At 65.7% G+C, this 16513-nt stretch carries 19 protein-coding genes; 5 read left to right on the top strand and 14 right to left on the bottom strand.

Annotated features, from left to right (window positions below; all coding sequences use genetic code 11):
• Positions 1-24: 24 nt before the first annotated feature.
• On the bottom strand, positions 25-294 hold the full coding sequence (locus tag HALZIN_RS0110845; protein WP_031384236.1) for an Rdx family protein: 270 nt from the start codon (positions 292-294) through the stop codon (positions 25-27).
• Between the two features lie 160 nt (positions 295-454).
• Between HALZIN_RS0110845 and HALZIN_RS0110850 the strand changes: the two genes are divergently transcribed.
• From HALZIN_RS0110850 to ettA, 3 genes are all read left to right on the top strand, one after another.
• Positions 455-916 (top strand): PAS domain-containing protein, encoded by a 462-nt coding sequence (locus tag HALZIN_RS0110850; RefSeq protein ID WP_031384237.1) that lies wholly within the window; start codon positions 455-457, stop codon positions 914-916.
• A gap of 136 nt (positions 917-1052) precedes the next feature.
• Positions 1053-1259 carry a PA3496 family putative envelope integrity protein gene (locus tag HALZIN_RS0110855; protein WP_031384238.1) on the top strand — a complete coding sequence of 69 codons (207 nt, stop codon included), beginning with the start codon at positions 1053-1055 and terminating at the stop codon, positions 1257-1259.
• A 289-nt stretch (positions 1260-1548) separates the two neighbouring features.
• Positions 1549-3210 (top strand): energy-dependent translational throttle protein EttA, encoded by a 1662-nt coding sequence (ettA, locus tag HALZIN_RS0110860; protein ID WP_031384239.1) that lies wholly within the window; start codon positions 1549-1551, stop codon positions 3208-3210.
• A 117-nt stretch (positions 3211-3327) separates the two neighbouring features.
• Here ettA and lpxL read toward each other — a convergent pair whose 3' ends face one another.
• The 12 genes from lpxL to ftsB all read right to left on the bottom strand — a co-directional run bounded on the left by lpxL (position 3328) and on the right by ftsB (position 14758).
• Positions 3328-4242 (bottom strand): LpxL/LpxP family Kdo(2)-lipid IV(A) lauroyl/palmitoleoyl acyltransferase, encoded by a 915-nt coding sequence (lpxL, locus tag HALZIN_RS0110865; RefSeq protein ID WP_031384240.1) that lies wholly within the window; start codon positions 4240-4242, stop codon positions 3328-3330.
• Between the two features lie 187 nt (positions 4243-4429).
• Positions 4430-5533: an alanine racemase gene (alr, locus tag HALZIN_RS0110870; RefSeq protein ID WP_031384241.1), complete on the bottom strand. Its 1104-nt coding sequence runs from the start codon at positions 5531-5533 to the stop codon at positions 4430-4432.
• Positions 5534-5691: 158 nt separating this feature from the next.
• Entirely contained in the window at positions 5692-7158 is a 1467-nt protein-coding gene (locus HALZIN_RS0110875; protein ID WP_031384242.1) for a TolC family outer membrane protein, read from the bottom strand.
• Positions 7159-7356: 198 nt separating this feature from the next.
• On the bottom strand, positions 7357-8328 hold the full coding sequence (gene rpoS, locus HALZIN_RS0110880) for an RNA polymerase sigma factor RpoS (RefSeq protein ID WP_031384243.1): 972 nt from the start codon (positions 8326-8328) through the stop codon (positions 7357-7359).
• Between the two features lie 122 nt (positions 8329-8450).
• Entirely contained in the window at positions 8451-9662 is a 1212-nt protein-coding gene (locus HALZIN_RS0110885; RefSeq protein WP_031384244.1) for a peptidoglycan DD-metalloendopeptidase family protein, read from the bottom strand.
• A 4-nt stretch (positions 9663-9666) separates the two neighbouring features.
• Positions 9667-10596: a DUF368 domain-containing protein gene (locus HALZIN_RS0110890; protein WP_031384245.1), complete on the bottom strand. Its 930-nt coding sequence runs from the start codon at positions 10594-10596 to the stop codon at positions 9667-9669.
• A gap of 62 nt (positions 10597-10658) precedes the next feature.
• The gene (locus tag HALZIN_RS0110895; protein ID WP_231663925.1) at positions 10659-11294 is read right to left on the bottom strand and encodes a protein-L-isoaspartate(D-aspartate) O-methyltransferase; all 636 of its coding nucleotides are present in this window, start codon (positions 11292-11294) and stop codon (positions 10659-10661) included.
• A 16-nt stretch (positions 11295-11310) separates the two neighbouring features.
• Positions 11311-12066 carry a 5'/3'-nucleotidase SurE gene (surE, locus tag HALZIN_RS0110900; RefSeq protein WP_031384247.1) on the bottom strand — a complete coding sequence of 252 codons (756 nt, stop codon included), beginning with the start codon at positions 12064-12066 and terminating at the stop codon, positions 11311-11313.
• A 23-nt stretch (positions 12067-12089) separates the two neighbouring features.
• Entirely contained in the window at positions 12090-13163 is a 1074-nt protein-coding gene (gene truD, locus HALZIN_RS0110905) for a tRNA pseudouridine(13) synthase TruD (RefSeq protein WP_031384248.1), read from the bottom strand.
• Positions 13156-13665 carry a 2-C-methyl-D-erythritol 2,4-cyclodiphosphate synthase gene (ispF, locus tag HALZIN_RS0110910; protein ID WP_031384249.1) on the bottom strand — a complete coding sequence of 170 codons (510 nt, stop codon included), beginning with the start codon at positions 13663-13665 and terminating at the stop codon, positions 13156-13158. The genes truD and ispF overlap by 8 nt, the downstream gene beginning before the upstream one ends.
• Positions 13665-14435 (bottom strand): 2-C-methyl-D-erythritol 4-phosphate cytidylyltransferase, encoded by a 771-nt coding sequence (gene ispD / locus HALZIN_RS0110915; protein WP_051907479.1) that lies wholly within the window; start codon positions 14433-14435, stop codon positions 13665-13667. The genes ispF and ispD overlap by 1 nt, the downstream gene beginning before the upstream one ends.
• Positions 14432-14758 carry a cell division protein FtsB gene (gene ftsB / locus HALZIN_RS0110920; RefSeq protein ID WP_031384251.1) on the bottom strand — a complete coding sequence of 109 codons (327 nt, stop codon included), beginning with the start codon at positions 14756-14758 and terminating at the stop codon, positions 14432-14434. Before ftsB ends, ispD begins: the two co-directional genes overlap by 4 nt.
• A 135-nt stretch (positions 14759-14893) precedes the next feature.
• Here ftsB and HALZIN_RS0110925 point away from each other — a divergent pair, with 135 nt between their 5' ends.
• Both HALZIN_RS0110925 and HALZIN_RS0110930 read left to right on the top strand, forming a co-directional pair.
• On the top strand, positions 14894-15205 hold the full coding sequence (locus tag HALZIN_RS0110925; protein ID WP_031384252.1) for a YqfO family protein: 312 nt from the start codon (positions 14894-14896) through the stop codon (positions 15203-15205).
• The gene (locus HALZIN_RS0110930) at positions 15202-15732 is read left to right on the top strand and encodes a TspO/MBR family protein (protein WP_051907480.1); all 531 of its coding nucleotides are present in this window, start codon (positions 15202-15204) and stop codon (positions 15730-15732) included. The genes HALZIN_RS0110925 and HALZIN_RS0110930 overlap by 4 nt, the downstream gene beginning before the upstream one ends.
• Before the next feature lie 183 nt (positions 15733-15915).
• On the opposite strand, the gene HALZIN_RS0110935 is transcribed toward HALZIN_RS0110930, so the two are convergent.
• Complete coding sequence (locus HALZIN_RS0110935) at positions 15916-16473, bottom strand: NUDIX hydrolase (protein ID WP_031384254.1); 558 nt, start codon at positions 16471-16473, stop codon at positions 15916-15918.
• Positions 16474-16513 lie beyond the last annotated feature (40 nt).

Consider the following 16513-nt stretch of genomic DNA (forward strand, 5'->3'; position numbering starts at 1 on the left):
TCGTGGGAGCGAATTTATTCGCGATTATCGATCGACATGCCCCAGATCGCGCTGCGGGTCGAGCCGATCGCGCACGCGGCGCTTGAGCTCCTTGATGTCGGGAAAGCCACCGTCGCGCTTGCGCTCCCAGAGCGTCTCGTCGTCGTAGCTGATTTCGAAATGCCCGCCGTGGCTGGGTATCAGCGCGACACTCTCGAGCTCTTCGCCGAACGTGGACAGCAACTCCTGGGCGTACCAGCCGGCACGCAGGAGCCATTGGCATTGCGTGCAATACTGAATGCGAACCGAGGCCATCGCGGATCTCCTTTACATCGCCTTGCAGGTCGCCGATGACCCGATGATAACAACTCGGCCGGTACGCTCAACGCGTTGAAATCCCTGTCCGCTCTGGCCATGATGCTAATTCTGTAGCAGCGTACGCGCGGCACGCCAACGTCACAGGACAGCAAAGCGCATGAAAAGACCCGCCATGATCGACGCCCGGTTGCTGGAACGCATCGTCGATGCCTCGGCCGACGGTATCGTGGTCGCCGAACAGGAAGGCGACGAGACCATTCTGATCTACGTCAACCAGGGCTTCGAGCGCCTGACCGGCTATAGCGCCGACGAGATCCTCTACCGCGACTGCCGCTTTCTGCAGAACGACGACCGCGATCAACCCGCCCTGCCGCGCATCCGCCAGGCGCTCAGCGAGCATCGCCCGTGCCGCGAGGTGTTGCGCAACTATCGCAAGGACGGCACGCTGTTCTACAACGAGCTGTCGATTACCCCGCTGTTCGACGAGCAGGACCAGTTGACCTACTTCATCGGCGTGCAGAAAGACGTCACGCAACTCGCCGAGGCCCTGGCCGAACTCGAGGCGCTCAGGCTGAAACAACAGGAGTTGCAAGAACGGACGAAACACGGCCACGAGTGAGGCCGCCCCACATACGACGACGCGCCTGGATTTTATTGGCCTCAGCCTCTTGTACAGAGCGCCGGGTGGCGTTATATAGCGACCAAGGCATCATCGGGATGCCCGGAAGCTACCCGCGTCAGGGAGGTAGGTGGTCATGAGCCGTGAATCCTTCATCGCAGAACAGGCCAGCGAAGAGCAGGACTTCTTCGAAGCCGTCAACGACGAACACTTTACACGCCCCCGCGCCAGTCGCGCCGACAGCCTGCGCGCACGCCGCCAGGTCGAAGCCTTGCTCGAGGAGCGCCGCCTCAAGAAAGCCATCGAGGATGACTGGTTCACCGGGCTCGACGAGGAGGAGTAGACGTTGCGTGGGAGCGGTTCATTGGCGGTGGAATAGCTGACACCCATCGGGAACAAGTTCCCTCCCACTAAAACCCCCGACCCATGCTCCAATGAGCCATCCGGGCCGGGTCGCGTGGGAGCGAATCTATTCGCGATCGGGTGGGCAGCTTTACTTGCCGGGCTATACCGGGCGCCTGACGGCGCCAATCGGGAACAAGTTGCCTCCCACAAGACCGGCTGGCTGGCCTTTCCGCTGGACCGCCACTATCATCGAGGCCCATCGTTCATTTCCAACCGACCGGATTTCCATGGCGCAATACGTCTTCACCATGAACCGGGTGGGCAAGATCGTGCCCCCCAAGCGCGAGATCCTCAAGGATATCTCGCTGTCCTTCTTTCCCGGCGCCAAGATCGGCGTGCTCGGCCTGAACGGTTCGGGCAAATCGACCCTGCTGCGGATCATGGCCGGCGTCGATACCGAATACAACGGTGAAGCTCGGGCGATGCCGGGGCTGAACGTCGGCTACCTGCCGCAGGAACCCGAGCTCGACGACAACAAGACGGTGCGCGAAACCGTCGAGGAAGCGGTCGGCGAGATCAAGCAGGCGCAGGAAAAACTCGACGCCGTCTACGCCGCCTACGCCGAGCCGGATGCCGACTTCGACGCGCTGGCCGCCGAGCAGGCGCGGCTGGAAAACCTGATCGAGGCCGCCGACGCCCACAACCTGGAGCGCAAGCTCGAAGTCGCCGCCGAAGCGCTGCGCCTGCCCCCCTGGGACGCCAATGTCGGCGTGCTCTCGGGCGGCGAGCGCCGCCGCGTGGCGCTGTGCCGGCTGCTGTTGTCGAATCCCGACATGCTGCTGCTCGACGAGCCGACCAACCACCTGGATGCCGAATCGGTGGCCTGGCTGGAGCGCTTCTTGCACAACTATTCGGGTACCGTGGTGGCGATCACCCACGACCGTTACTTCCTCGACAACGTCGCCGGCTGGATTCTCGAACTCGACCGCGGCCAGGGCATCCCTTTCGAAGGCAACTACTCCGACTGGCTCGCAGCCAAGGAGAAGCGCCTCGAACAGGAAGCCAAGCAGGAAGCCTCGCGCAACAAGGCGATCAAGCAGGAGCTCGAGTGGGTGCGCAGCAACGCCAAGGGCCGCCAGGCCAAGAGCAAGGCGCGCCTCAATCGCTTCGAGGAGATGCAGTCCGGCGACTTCCAGAAGCGCAACGAGACCAACGAGATCTACATCCCACCCGGCCCGCGGCTCGGCGACAAGGTCATCGAACTGCACGACGTCGCCAAGCGCTACGGCGACAAGCTGCTGTTCGAGAACCTGTCGTTCCAGGTACCCAGGGGCGCGATCGTCGGCATCGTCGGCGGCAACGGCGCGGGCAAGTCCTCGCTGTTCCGGATGATCAACAAAAGCGAGACCCCCGACAGCGGCGAGGTGGTGCTCGGCGATACGGTCCAGATCGCCTATGTCGAGCAGCTGCGCGATGCGCTCGACGACAAGCAGACGGTGTGGGAAGCGGTCTCCGACGGCCAGGACATGCTCAACATCAACGGCTATGAAGTGTCGTCACGGGCCTACGTGGGTCGCTTCAACTTCAAGGGCAACGATCAGCAGAAGCGCCTGTCGGAGCTGTCCGGCGGCGAACGCGGCCGGCTGCAGCTGGCCCAGACCCTCAAGCAGGGCGCCAACGTGCTGCTGCTCGACGAGCCGTCCAACGATCTCGACATCGAGACCCTGCGCGCCCTTGAGGAGGCGCTGCTCGCCTTCCCCGGCTGCGCCATGGTGATCTCCCACGATCGCTGGTTCCTCGACCGCATCGCCACGCACATCCTGGCCTACGAGGGTGAATCGCAGGTGGTGTTCTTCGAGGGCAACTACACCGACTACGAGGCGGATCACAGGAAGCGCGTCGGCAGCGATACGCCCAAGCGCATGAAGTACAAGCGCATCGACGCCTGACCGGCTTCGCCGGAGCTATAAGCTGTAAGCTTATAGCGGTAAGTAAAACCCCACGGACCTCAGGGTCGTGGGGGTTTCTTATAGCTTACAGCGCCCGGCCTGTATTGACGCTGCGCGTCAATACAGGCCGGGCTCGCCACGCGGACGCGTCTTGAAGCGCCGGTGCAACCACAGGTATTGCTCGGGTTGGCGGCGGATCGCCGCCTCGATCACCGCATTGATGCGTGTCGCGTCGGCCACTTCATCGCCGCTGGGGAAGTCTTCCAACGCCGGCAGGTATTCCAGAGTGTAGCTGCGATCGTCGGGGTTGCGATGGAAGATCAGCGGCATCACCGGCGCTCCGGTCATGCGGGCGATCTTGCCCGTGAGCTTGACGGTCGCCGCCTCGACGCCGAAGAACGGCGCGAACACGCTGGCATCGCGCCCGAAGTCCTGGTCCGGCGAATACCACACCGCATGGCCGGCCTTGATGCGCCGTACCACGCCGCGCAGGTCGCGACGGTCGATCGCCTGGCCGAAGATCCGCGAGCGCGCGCGGGTCATGAAGCGCTCGAACAGTGCATTGTCGTGCGGGCGATAGACCACGTCGGCGGGGAAATACAGCGAATGCAGCGCGCCGCCCAGGTCGAGCGTCGAGAAGTGAATGCCGATGATCAGCGCGCCCTTGCCCTGGGCGAGCGCCCGGTGCATGTGCTCTTCACCACGGAAGGTGACGCGGTGACGCAGGTGCTCGGGGTCACGACACCAGCCGGTCGCCGTCTCGAGAATGCCGATGCCGTTGGCCAGAAAGGTCGACTTGACCAGCCCGGCGCGCTGGTGCTCGTCGAGCTCGGGAAAACACAGCCGCAGGTTGGTTTCGGTGATGTGCCGGCGGCGCTTGCCGAAGCGCCAGGCCAACCAGCCAATGGCCCGGCCGACGGCCAGCTTGAGCGACCAGGGCAGCCAGGCGCCCAGGCGCATCAGGCCGATCGATAGCCAGGTCGGCCAGTAGCGCGGATGGGCCAAGGAGCGTGGCGAAGTCGTATCGGTCATGGAAAGCGCTTCCGTCATGCTGCGAAAAGTGGCTAGTTTACCCATCGGCGTGGGGAGCGTCAGTGCAGCCTGTTGATGGGGGCGAATGTATTCGCGATAGCGGTGGCCACTGTGCCTGCCGGGCCATGCCGGGCGCCTGGCGGCGCCAATCGGGAACGAGTTCCCTCCCACAAAATCACCCATCCCCTCAGGATTGGCGGTAGCGCCGCGGCACCCGTGGCAATATCCCGGTCAGCAGCGTATAGCTGACGGTGTCGCAGTGCCGGGCGACCTCGTCGATCGACAGCCGCGTGCCGTCGGCCGCATCCTCGCCCCAGAGCACCACGCGACTGCCGATGTCGGCCCCGGGCAAATCGGTGATATCCACCGTCAACATATCCATGGAGACCTTGCCGGCCAGCGAACAGCGCTGGCCGTCGACCAGCACCGGGGTGCCGTCGGCGGCGTGGCGATCGTAACCGTCGCCATAGCCGGCGGCGACCACGCCGATCCGCGACGGCCGCGGCGCTCGCCAGCGCCCGCCGTAACCCACCGGCTCGCCGGTGGCGATCTCGCGGACCGCGATCAACTCGGAGCGCAGCGTCATCACCGGCCTGAGGTCCCGCGTGGCATCGTTCTCGCCCACGAGCGGGTTGCTGCCGTAGAGCATCACCCCGGGGCGATTCCAGGCGCCATGCGCTTGTGGCCAGGCCAGCGTCGCCGGCGAGTTGGCCAGACAGGTCGGCGCGCCGAGTCGCTGCGCCAGCGCCTCGATCATCCCTAGCTGGTATTGGAAATAGCCCGGCTCCAGCGCATCGGCGGTGGCGAAATGGGTCATCAGGTGCAGCGCCGTGACCCGCTCGGGCACGGCGCGAAGGCGTTGCCATAGCGCCTTAGCCCGCGCCGGATCGAAGCCCAGCCGGTGCATGCCGGAGTCGACCTTGAGCCAGGTCGGAATCGGCCGGCGCGGCCGGTAATCGAGCAGCGCCGCGACCTGCCACTCGCTGTGCACGACGAGCCACAATCCCCATGCATCGACCCGTTCGAGCTCGTCATGGGCAAAGATTCCCTCGAGCAGCACGATGGGCTTGGCGATTCCCGCCTCGCGCAACACGGCGGCCTCTTCGAGACTGGCAACGGCGAAGGCCGGCGCCAGATCCTCGAGCGCCCGGGCACAGGCCACGGCGCCATGCCCATAGGCATCGGCCTTGATCACCGCCAGCGCCTGGCTGGAAGGCGCCAGATCGCGTGCCAGGCGATAATTGTGGCGAAGCGCGTCGAGATCGATATCGGCATGGAGCGGCCGGGCCATGCGAGCCTCCTGAGACGGCGTGTTCGGGATTCAAAGGACCCATTATTTGCTAACGGAATCATGATTTCACGCAGCTGAACTCAACAGCGCGACAATCCAGCGATGGTCGCTGAATTGTCGCGCTTCTGGCGGCCTTTGGGGCTACGGCAAATCGGCCGTTATTCGCTGGGTGGCGTCGGCGGCTCGCCGATGTCCATCATCGCCTTGTAGCGACCGCCCTCTTCGTTGGGCAGAGCGAGGCGAACTTCCTCGCCGGTCTGCAGCCACTCGCTGAGGGCCTGCAAGGTCGCGGTCTCGAGAATGCCCGACTCACGGCGCAAGGCCAACAGGTCGATGACGTAGCTGTAGCGCGCCTCGGCATAGTTGGCCAGGGCGGTATACAGGCGCTGCTCGGCGTCGAGCACGTCGACGATGTTGCGCGTGCCTACCTCGTAACCGGAGCGTGTGGCCTCCAGGGCGCTGCGATTGGAGACGATCGCCTGCTGCTGGGCCTCGACGGTCTCGACGTCGTTGACCACTTGAGTGTACAGCGAGCGAACCTGCTGAATGGTCAAGCGACGCTGCGATTCGAAGTCGTATTGTGTGGCCTCGAGTTGATAGGTATTGCTATTTATCTGGGCACTGGTGCTCCCGCCGTTGAAGATCGCCCATGAACCGCGCAGGCCGATCTCGGCACCCGAGCTCTCGCCCACGAGGTATTCGTTGTCGCTGTCCGCGTAGTCGTAGCTGGCGTAGGCGTCGAGACTCGGCAGGTAGCCCGCCCGCGCGACATCGACGTCGCGATTGGCGACATTGATGGCCTGGTTGGCGGCCAGCAGGATCGGGCTGTTGTCCATTGCCAGGGTCACCCAGGCATCCCGGGAGCTGGGCTGGGGAACTTCGATGGGCAATGTCTCGGACAGCGTACTGATGGCGTCGTAACGCTTGCCGGTAAGCCGCTCGAGCGACTCGAAGCTGACCTGCAGATCGCTCTCGGCGGCGATGCGCTGGGCACGCGCCAGGTCATAGCTGGCCTGCGCCTCGTTAACGTCGGTGATCGCGATCAAGCCGACCTCGAACTGCTCGCGGGCCTGCTCGAGCTGACGACTGATCGCCTTCTCCTGGGCGACCCGCGCAGCGAGGATATCGCGCGCCTGAAGGATATTGAAGTACGCCTCGGCAACGTCGTAGAGCGTCTGCTGGCGCTCGCCCTCCAGCACCAGCGCCTGCTGGCCGATCTGCTCCTCGGCGCGTTGCAATTCGTACCAGTTGGTCGCATCGAACAACGCCTGGGTGGCCTCGATACCGACACTTGCCGAATTGTAGTTATCGTCGTTGGGCGACGCCCCGGCGCGCGCAGTGCTTGTCTGGCTCTCGAACGTGCGGTTGTTGGCGGCATTGGCGGTAGCGTTGACCTGCGGCAACAGATCGCCACGCTGGACATCACGCGCTTCCTCGACGCTCTTGAACGTGGCGCGCGAAGAGGCCAGATCGGCATTGTTTTTCATGGCATCGCGGGCAATCGTGGCGAGATCGGCAGCCTGGGCCTGGGCACCCAATGCGGAAGCGACCAGCACGAACAATAGCCGCCGGGCAAAGCCCGACCGCGGCGACGGGTGCGGAAGTGAGACGGAACGTGACGGCATCGATGTTTCCTTTCGATAGCAAGCGATAACGGCAGACATTATACATACAATGCCGCATGTTAGCTTGCTTAGCAAATGACAGTACCTTGCTTGGCCAAGGACAATAAAGAGTCACATCGAATGCATGGCCGGCCTAACGGCAAGCGCGGGCCAGGGCCCGCGCTTGCCGATGCCTCGATTCTTGTGGGCAACTCCGCCTCACTCGAAGATTGCGTCCAGCGAGAGGCCCTGCTTATCCAGCACGCGGCGCAGCTTCTTCAACGCCTCGACCTGGATCTGACGCACCCGCTCACGGGTCAGGCCGATCTCCTCGCCGACCTCCTCGAGCGTCGCCGCCTCGTGACCACGCAGACCAAAGCGGCGGACGACCACCTCCATCTGCTTGTCGGTCAGCTCGGCCAGCCAGTCGTCGACATGCTGCTTGACGTCTCCATCGACGAGCGAGGATTCCGGACCACTGTCGTTCTCGTCGGCCAGGGTCTCGATCAGCGGCTTGTCGCTCTCGCCGCCGAGCGGATAATCCACCGACGAGACACGCTCGTTGAGTCCCATCATCCGCTTGACCGCGCCCACCGGCTTGTCGAGGAATTCGGCGATCTCCTCGGCGGTCGCCTCGTGGTCGAGCTTCTGGGTCAGCTCGCGGGCGGCGCGCAGGTAGATGTTGAGTTCCTTGACGACGTGAATCGGCAGGCGGATGGTGCGGGTCTGGTTCATCAGCGCCCGTTCGATGGTCTGGCGAATCCACCAGGTCGCGTAGGTCGAAAAACGAAAACCGCGCTCGGGGTCGAACTTCTCGACCGCGCGAATCAGGCCCAGATTGCCCTCCTCGATCAGATCCAGTAGCGACAGGCCGCGATTGAGATAACGTCGGGCGATCTTGACCACCAGTCGCAGGTTGGACTCGATCATGCGTTGCCGCCCGGCGGGATCGCCCTTCTGGGCGAGGCGCCCGAAATGCACTTCCTGCTCGGGCGTCAGCAACGGGGAAAACCCGATTTCATTGAGGTAGATCTGGGTGGCGTCGAGGCTTTGGTGGTAGCTGCTCTCTTCGCGGCTAAGCGCCTTCTCGAAGGCTTCCTCCTGCTTGGCATCGCCGTCGTCGACGACCTCGACGCCGGCATTCACTTCGTTGAGATCGACTTCTTGAAGGTCCCGTTCAAGCATGCTCATGTCGCTACCCCGTTTGTCTGCTGCGTTCAATGCAGCCATCGGCCGGCTCGAATTATTGTTCTGGCCTGGCTGGGGCGACCGGCATTACCGGTCGTCCGTCCCTGTTGGCGATCACGATCCCCTCAACGCGATGGCAGGTACTCGAGGGGATCTTGAGGCTGGCCTTCCTTGCGTACCTCAAAGTGCAACTTGACGCCATCGGCATCGGTATTACCCATGGTGGCGATCACTTCTCCCGCCTTGACCACGTCGTTTTCCTTGACCTTAAGGCTGTCGTTGTGCGCATAGGCACTCAGAAAACGATCGTTGTGCTTGATAAGAATGAGATTGCCATAGCCACGTACGCCGTCTCCTGCGTAGACCACGATACCCGGCCCTGCCGCTTTGACAGGTTGCCCCTTTTGCCCGGCTATATCAATGCCGGCGGTGATGTTAGATCCATCACCAAAACGTCCAACAACCTCGCCCTCGGCGGGCCATTGCCAGGGGATATTCTCGACCGGCGAGTAGCTGCGCTGCTGCGCGTTCGGCTCGTTCGCCTCACCGGCGACCGCCGTGCCGGCGTCGGTCGCGCCCGAGGTCGATGAACCGGACTGCGACGCACCCGGTGCGCTCTGGCCAGCGGGCGTCGAACGCTGCTGGCTGTCCGTTATAGCCGAGGAAGATGACGCCTGTGTGTCGCTCGTTGCCACCGAGTTTTCGCTCGCGGCACGGTCAGCCGTATTCGCGGTTTCGGTTGCGGCACGCTGCGCCCGCTCACGGGCGATAGCGGCCTGCTCCTGACGTTCGCGCTCGCTGAGCTGGCCATCGGCGCCCGGGCTCTCGAAGTTGTAGATGGGGCCGGGGCCGGCAGCGCCACCGACGCCCGCCAGCACCTGGCTGCTGGGCGCCTGCGATGCCGTTCCCCCGTCCAGCGGTTCGCCGGACAGTCGCCGGTTACGCTCGATCGTCTGGGTGTCCGGGGCCAGCCAGTCGGGGTTCTGTTCAGCCGCCTGGGCAGAGGACGCGTTGCCCATCGCGCTCGCTTGCGTACCCGACGCCCCCGCGGACGCCAGCGCCTGACCCCGGGAGCCGGCCCCGGCGTCTAGACGCAGGGTCTGGCCGGGCTCGATACGATAGGGTGGCGAGATGCCGTTGATCCGCGCCAGCTCACGAAAGTCCATGTTGTTGCGCCAGGCGATGCCGTAGAGGGTATCGCCGGACTGCACGGTGACCGCTTGCTTGGGTTGCTGATTGCGGCTGACGGACAGGTCGCTGACCTGAGGGGCACTGCCGGACGAGGCGCAGCCCGCCACAGTCAGGGTCAGCAGCGAAACCAGAAAGGCCTTGCGCATGAATTCAATGCTCCTTGAAGGATGACGTGGAACGTTCGCCCACCGCCAGTACCAGCACCAGGCCAACGGCCATGAGCGCCAGCGCCGACCACAACTGGGCCGGGTCACCGGTCAGCGAGGCATACTCCTGGGGCCACAGAAAGCGATAGTCGAGCGGTATGAGCTGTTGCTCGGGGCCCAGTTGGTAACGCGTCATTTCTCGCCATGGCCAGAGCAACGGCAGCGAGCCGACAATGAACCCGGCCAGCAGCTGCAACGTGGCGGCATGGTAATGGCGAAACAGCCACGCCAGCAGCCGCGAGAACGTCACCAGCCCGATCAAACAGCCGAGTCCGAACTGCAGGATCAGGCTTATATCAAGACTCTTAATGCCCGTCATTACCGTGCCGTAAAGGCCCATGCTCAGCAACAGGAAACTGCCCGATATGCCGGGCAGCAGCATGGCGCTGATGGCAATCGCCCCGGCAACCACCAGCTTGAGAGCGCCGAGCCCACCCAGCGCCGGCATCAGACCCGGCAACAGCTGCGCCAGCAGCACGCCCAGCCCCAGTAGCAGCACATGCCACAGCCGCCAACCGTCGATATGGCGGGTGACCACCACCGCCGACGCGAGCACCAGGCCGAAGAAGAAGGCGTTGAGCAACAGTGGCTGATTGTCCATCAGGTAGGTGACCAGGTGGGCGACGCTGACCAGGCTCATGGCGATGCCCAGCATCAGCGGGATCAAGAACGCCAGATTGAGATGGCGCGTCAGACCGCGCGCGCCATCGCGACGCCAGGCGCCCAAGGCGTCCGGGCCGAAGCGCCGGATGGTGTCGATGAGTTCTTCGTAGATGCCGGTGACAAAGGCGATGGTTCCTCCCGAAACGCCCGGTACCGCATCGGCGGCGCCCATCCCGGCGCCCTTGAAGAACAGCGAGACTGTTCGTTTCAATGATGAACTCCTTGCATGCTTTACCCGACCAGCCGATGGCTGGCTCCTTGAGTCACGTCTTGTCAACGAATCACGCCTTCCAGCAACGGCACGAAACGGACCCGCTCGAGCCGCTGATATTCGTAGCGCTCGCCGTGCCGCTCGACGCGGGTCAGCCACTGTTCGCCGTCGTCGTCCTCGATCGGCGCGATCAACGTCCCGCCATCGCCAAGTTGCGCCAGCAGCGCATCGGGCAGCTCGCTGGCGCAGGCGGTGAGCAGAATGGTGTCGAACGGCGCCGCTTGGGGCCAGCCATGACCGCCGTCGGTCAAGCGTAGCCGCACATTGTGGACCCTCAGCCGCGCCAGTCGCATGCGCGCGCGTTCCTGCAGCACCCGGATGCGCTCAAGCGACCAGACCGCCGGCACCAGCCGCGACAGAATCAGCGTCTGATAGCCCGAGCCGGTGCCGATCTCGAGCACCCGCTCGGGTTCGGTGGCCAGCACCAGTTCGCTCATTCGCGCCACCATCCACGGCTGGGACAGGGTCTGGCCATGACCGATGGGCAGCGATGAGTCCTCATAGGCGCGGTGCGCCAGGGCCTCGTCAAGAAACAGATGGCGCGGCTCGCGGGCCATCGCCTCGAGCACCCGCGGCTCGTCGATGCCGGCCTCGGCGAGCCGCGCGACCATGCGATCGCGGGTGCGCTGCGAGGTCATGCCGATCCCGCTGAGCTCACCCCTGTCCAGACAGCGCATCCAGCCAGCCCCGTACATCGCTGATCGCCGCATGCCGGGTCAGATCGGTGTGCAGCGGAGTGATCGACACGTAACCGGCCTCGACCGCGGCGAAATCGGTGTCCGGGCCGTCGTCGGCGTTCTCGCCGACCGGGGCGATCCAGTAGCGGGTACGTCCGCGCGGGTCCTCGACCTCGAGCGGCCGCTGCGCCGGACCGCGATAACCCATGCGAGTGACGCGAAAGCCGCGGATCTCTTCCCACGGCAGGTCGGGCACGTTGACGTTGAGCAGGCTGCGCGGCGGCAGCGACAACGTATCCGCCGCGCCCACCAGGCTTGCCGCGACCCGCCCGGCGGTCTCGAAATGCTGGGCGCCGACCAGCGACACGGCGATCGCCGCCATGCCCAGGTTGCGGCCTTCCATCGCCGCCGCCACGGTGCCCGAATAGAGCACGTCGTCGCCCAGGTTGCCGCCGTGGTTGATGCCCGAGATCACCAGGTCGGGCTTCTCGTCCCATATCCCGTTGACCCCCAGGTAGACGCAGTCGGCTGGCGTACCGTCGACGCTGTAGAAGCCGTTGTCGAGGGCCGAAAGCGCCAGCGGCCTCGACAGGGTCAGCGAGTTGCTCGCCCCGCTCTTGTCGCGATCCGGCGCCACCACGCGCAGCCGCGCATGCACGCTGAGCGCCTCGTAGAGCGCCTTGAGTCCCGGCGCATGAACGCCATCGTCATTGGAAAGCAGCAATTTACGCATCGTGTCTCCTTTATATCCCGACGCTACAGCGTGGGATGCACGATCAGTTCGCGCAGCACCGCCGTGGCGAAGGCGCCGCGCGGCAATTCGAAATCGATCTCGAGCGTCGCGCCACGGCGTTCGAGACGCGGCTCGATCAGCCGGATGCGCAGCGCGCGCCGGGCCAGGCGCACGCCGCTGCGCTCAAGAGCGCTGCACAGCGCGGCATTGTCGCTTGCCAGGCGGCGCTCGTGGTTCGCCGGCTCGGCCCTCGCCTCGCTCACCCCCGCGCCCCACAGCGGCCCGGCGGGATGCAGATCGAGCCGCGCGGCGCGCGCGGCCAGCGGCGCGCCGCCCGGCAACCCGGCGTCCGCATCGGCGACGAACTGGCTCTGCGTGCCGTCGAGCATCACCACGTCGCCGGCCAGCGGCATCGCCCAGTCGCCGGCGCGGATGCGCGCCGCCAACAGCTCGTTGAACAGATAGCTGCGCGCGGTCGATAGCATCATTCCCTGACGGTCGTCGCGCTTGCGCCAGCCCCTGGCGAGTATGCCACAGGCGCGGGTCAGGTTACGGCCCTCGACACCGAAGCGCTGGGGACCGAAATAGTTGGGCACGCCGGCCGCGACGAGGCGCTGCCAGCGCGTCTCGAGCTCGGGATGGGCGACGATCGGGCCGCTCAGCCGCAACAAAAAGCGGTTGCGACGATGCACGCCGCGCTTGAGCTTGCGCGGGTGGCGCGCATGGGCCAGCACGCAGACCGGCATGTCGCCCAGGCGCACGTCGAGATCGTCCGGCGCTTCACGTCCCGGCAGATGCACCGACAGCCATTGACGGGTCACCGCGAAACGGTCCTTGATCCCCGAAAAGCCGATGTCGCGGGGCGTGACCGCGCAGGCCCGGGCCAGGCGCCGGGCCAGCTCGGCGGTGCTCAGGTCGCGTTTCTCGAGCCACAGCCAGAGATGCTCGCCGTGGCCCTCGGGGGCGAAATCCAGGCACTCCTCGACCACGAAGTCCTCGGGGCTGGCGCGGTAGTCGCCCGCCGCCAGCGGGCCGCCGTGGGCGCAAGGCCAGTGTGGCGGCCAGCCCGGCCGCGGGGTCTCGGCGGCTTCAGCCATGCGCTGGCTCGCCGTTGTTGCGTTCATCCTGGCGGCCTTCGAGCAGCGCCACCGCCTCGGCGGCGATGCCCTCGCCGCGCCCGGTGAAGCCCAGCCGCTCGGTGGTGGTGGCCTTGACGTTGACCGCGCCGAGCGCCACGCCCAGGTCCTCGGCGATGACTGCGCGCATGGCGGCGATATGCGGGGCCAGCCTGGGCGCCTGGGCGATCAGCGTGGCATCGACGTTGGCGATCCGCCAGCCGGCCGCGGCGAGGCGCGCGACGACGTCGCGCAGCAGGCCGCGACTATCGGCGCCGGCCCAGCGCTCGTCGTCGTCGGGAAACAGGTGGCCGATATCGCCCAGCGCACAGGCGCCGAGCAGCGCATCGCAGAGCGCGTGGAGCAGCACGTCGCCGTCGGAGTGGGCGATGAAGCCGTGATCGTGGGCGATGCGCACGCCGCCGATCATCAGATGATCGCCATCGCCGAAGCGATGGACGTCGAAGCCGTGGCCGATTCGCATCATGCGCGGGTCTCTCCAGGGTTGCGGTGGTCGGCGTCCGGCACGCGGCCGGCGGACGCCGGGTGCTGGGCCGCGAGAATCTGCGCGGCGTGGATCTGCTCAGCCAGGCCCAGGTCTTCGGGATGGGTGATCTTGAGATTGTCGCGACGCCCGGCCACCAGCCGCGGCGACAGGCCCAGCGCCTCGACGGCCGAGGCTTCGTCGGTGATCGCCACGCTGCTGCGCCCGGCCTCGTCGAGTGCCCGACGCAGCAGCGCATAGCGAAAACCCTGCGGCGTCAGCGCGTGCCACAGCCCGTCACGCGGCTCGGTGGTCGCGACCCGGCCGGCGGCATCGGCGCGCTTCATGGTGTCGGCCACCGGCACGGCCAGCAGCGCCCCCATCGGCTCGTCGACCAGCGCGGCATGCAGCCGGGTCAGGTCGTCGCCATGCACGCAGGGCCGGACAACGTCGTGGACCAGCACCAGATCCTCGTCAGCGGCCTCCTCGGCGATCGCCGTCAGCGCCAGCGCCACGCTCGCGGCGCGCTCGACGCCCCCGTCGACGCGCCGCCAGTCGGCGAACGGCACCCAGGCCGGATCGAACCAGGCGTCCCTGGGGTCAAGGCAGAGCAACAAGCGCGCCGTGGGGAAGGTCGCATGAAGCCGCGCCAGGGTCTGCGCGAGCACCGGCCGGCCGGCCAGTTGCAGATACTGCTTGGGGCGATCCGCGGCCATCCGCCGCCCCTGGCCGGCGGCCGGCACGATCAGCCACAACGGCGTCCCGTTCATGAGCCGCTCCCGGTGCTCGGGGCCCGGCCCGACTCACCAGCGCTGCCCTCGACGCCAGGCACCCAGAAGAACTGCTCGTCCTGGCGCACCATGCCGATGTCGCTGCGCGCGCGCTCCTCGATGGCATCGAGGCCATTCTTGAGATCGACGACCTCGGCGGCCAGACGCTCGTTGCGCGCCCGCTGGGTGTCGTTCTCCGCCGCCAGCGAATCGGCGCGGGCGCGAATAAGTGTCAGCTCGCGCAGCCCGCCCTCGCCGAACCACAGGCTGTACTGCAGCAGGCCGAGCAGCGCGATCAACAATACGCCAAGCCACTTGAGCATGCGGGGCATCCCGTTTCGGTTTAGGCAACGCCGGGCATTATGCCATCATGAAGCGGCAATTGCCGACGCCCGGCCCCATCGCTGATCGGCTTTGCTGTGCGTTCGTCATTACCCGTAAGCCCACTGGAGACGTTTATGTACAAGCTCGCGTTCTTCATCCCCGTCGACGCCGCCGAGGCCGTCAAGGAGGCCGTGTTCGAGAGCGGCGCCGGACGCATCGGCGATTATGAAGCGTGCTGCTTCCAGACTCGGGGCACCGGCCAGTTTCGCCCCATGGGCGGCGCCGACCCGCATATCGGCCGGGTCGGCCAGCTCGAACGGGTCGACGAGCTCAAGGTCGAGCTGGTCTGCCGCGACGAGCGCATCCACGCCGCGGTCGCCGCGCTCAAGCTGGCCCACCCCTACGAGGAACCGGCCTATGAAGTGTGGCGGCTGGAGGACATATGACATATAGATATGGAAGCATTCAGGCAAATGCAAGACGCTTACATCGGCGTCATCAGACCCTCGGTCTCGCCGGCTGGCTGACGGTCAGCTTCATGGCCGCCGGGGTCGGCGCCATTGCCTCGGTGGACGCCACTCGCTTCTACGCCGCGCTCACGCAACCCGGCTGGGCGCCGCCCGCCGGCGCCTTCGGGCCGGTATGGACGACGCTCTTCGCGCTGATGGGCATCGCTGCGTGGCTGGTCTGGCGTGAAGGCGGCTGGCGCCGGCAGCGGGGTGCGCTGGCGCTGTTTCTCGTCCAGCTCGCCGTCAATGCGTTATGGAGCTGGCTGTTCTTCGTCTGGCACCTGGGGGCGCTGGCCCTTGTCGAGGTCATCCTGCTGTGGAGCATGATCCTCGTCATGTTCATCGCCTTCTGGCGCGTACGCCCGCTGGCTGGACTTCTGTTGTTGCCCTATCTCGTCTGGGTGTCGCTGGCCATGGCGCTGACCTACAGCGTATGGCAACTCAACCCGCAACTGCTGGGGTGAATCGCACGGCGCCAATCGGGAACGAGTTCCCTCCCACAAAAATCCCCGGCCCCATGCTCCAAATGGCCATCCAGGCCGGGTCGCGTGGGAGGCAATTTATTCCCAATAGCGAGGCCTTGACGTTTCACGCTGATCTGCGAAGAACCCATTTATTCCCGATGACAGTGCGCAGAAGCTCAGTGGTCAGGCGCTGCCGAAATAGCGCTCGCGGTCTTCCTCGCCGATGTCGCTGACATGCAGCGGAAAGTCGCCCTGACGGCGATCGCTGAAATAATGGCGCAGGGTGCGCTCGATGGTGGGAAACGCCAGCGCGTCCCAGGGGATCTCGTGCTCGGCGAACATCGCCACTTCCAGGCTTTCCGGGCCGGCGGCGAAACCACCCGTGAGCTCGGCACGAAAGATCATGTAGACCTGGTCGATGTGCGGTAGGTTGATCAATGTGTACAAATCCTGCAGCTCGACCTCGGCACAGGCCTCTTCGCGGGTTTCGCGGGTCGCCGCCTCGCGGGTCGTCTCGGCGTTTTCCATGAACCCGGCCGGCAGCGTCCAGTAACCGTGACGCGGGGCGATGGCACGCCGACACAGCAGCACGCGCTCGTCGCGCACCGGCAGCGTGCCGGCGACGATGCGCGGATTCTGATAGTGGATGGTGCCGCAGGTGTCGCACAGATAGCGCGGGCGGTCGTCGCCCTCGGGGATCGCGAAACGCACGGGCTGGCCGCAGTGACTGCAGAAATTCATGGGCTCCTCGGGCGGCACGACGTCGCTTGACGCCTTCTTT

It is taken from the genome of Halomonas zincidurans B6 (assembly GCF_000731955.1).
Lineage (GTDB): Bacteria > Pseudomonadota > Gammaproteobacteria > Pseudomonadales > Halomonadaceae > Modicisalibacter > Modicisalibacter zincidurans.